Below are 1,482 nucleotides of genomic sequence, written 5' to 3' on the forward strand. Positions count from 1 at the left end.
TGTAAGCCCCAAGTAGAAATGTCCGGTTTCTCCAAAGTAAAAATGTCCGCTTTTAGAATATGCACTTTTGCAATTTTCTTAGCGGACGGTTTGATATGTTGGTGTCTATGTCGGATAAAGAACTTAAACGATTGTCGGTCTTGCAAGAAATCTGTGATCAACGCATAACCCAGTCCCAAGCTGCTCAGCTACTTCATATTTCAGAACGTCAGATCAGACGTTTATTGCAAAAATACAAAGCTCAAGGCCCAGCTGCATTAGCACATGCTGCACGTGGCCAAATCAGCAATTCCAGGCTTCCTGAAGAGCTCAGACTCAAGTGCCTCAATATTGTTTCGGATCAACTGCATGGTTTCGGACCCACTTTAGCGCATGAAAAGCTCACCACTGTTCATGGATTCGATATTTCAGTGGAAACACTGCGTTCCTGGATGATTGCAGCCGATCTGTGGATTCCTCGCGCCAAGCGCCTGAAACGCCCGTATCAGCCTCGTTATAACCGAGATTGTTATGGTGAACTGATTCAAATCGATGGCTCACACCATGACTGGTTTGAAGGACGCGCTGCTAAGTGCTGTCTGCTGGTATTTATCGATGATGCCACAGGAAAATTACAGCATTTACGTTTCTGTGAGTCGGAATCAGCATTTGACTATATGATTTCAACACGTTTGTATGTTGAGCAGCATGGTAAGCCGTTGGCGTTTTACAGTGATAAACATTCAGTCTTCAGGGTGAATCAAAGCAGCAAGAAAGACACCAAGATTACCCAGTTTGGACGCGTACTCAGTACCCTCAATATCGATATCATCTTCGCCAATTCACCACAAGCCAAAGGCCGTGTAGAACGGGCGAATAGAACGCTTCAGGACCGTCTGATTAAAGAAATGCGCCTGGAAGGCATCTATTCGATTGAGCAAGCGAATGCCTGGCTGCCCTGCTTTATCGAGCAATTTAATCGTAAATTTGCCAATATGGCCTTTAATCCCAAGGATCTACACCGGACTGTCACTGAAACAGCCGAAGAATTAGATGATGTTTTTACCTGGCGTGAACCCCGCAGAGTCACGAACAGCCTGACGATTACTTATGATAAATGCGTATATTTACTGGAAAATACCGAAGAAAATAAAAGGTTGATCGGCAAGTATCTTGAGTTTCTGGAATACCCGGATGGCACGGTAGCCATTGAACATCAAGGAAGAAAAATCAATTACAGCATCTTCGATAAATTAAGTCAGCTCAACCAGCGAGAGGTTGTTGAGAATAAACGTTTAGGTGCTGTTCTCAATCATATTCAACAACAGCACGAAGAATTAGAACAGCAAAACAAACGCAATCGTTCTCAAAAGATGCCGAGCAGACGTGCACAGAAAACAGTAATCAAAGAACGAAATCTGAATCCTGTGCTTGACTTGGAAGTGTCTGTATAGGACATTTCTATTTGGTTATTAGGTAGGACATTTCTACTTAGGAATAACA

1 protein-coding gene is annotated in these 1,482 nt (G+C 43.3%); it reads left to right on the plus strand.

Annotated features, from left to right (window positions below):
- Positions 1-107 precede the first annotated feature (107 nt).
- Positions 108-1,433 carry an ISNCY family transposase gene (locus tag G5T77_RS16635; RefSeq protein ID WP_079393426.1) on the plus strand — a complete coding sequence of 442 codons (1,326 nt, stop codon included), beginning with the start codon at positions 108-110 and terminating at the stop codon, positions 1,431-1,433.
- Positions 1,434-1,482 lie beyond the last annotated feature (49 nt).

Origin of the sequence: Acinetobacter sp. GFQ9D191M (assembly GCF_011174875.1) — a bacterium.
Taxonomy (GTDB): domain Bacteria; phylum Pseudomonadota; class Gammaproteobacteria; order Pseudomonadales; family Moraxellaceae; genus Acinetobacter.

Excerpts from the sequence above, each read along its gene's own strand:
- G5T77_RS16635 (WP_079393426.1), top strand. The coding sequence starts at position 108 with ATGTCGGATAAAGAACTTAAACGATTGTCGGTCTTGCAAGAAATCTGT.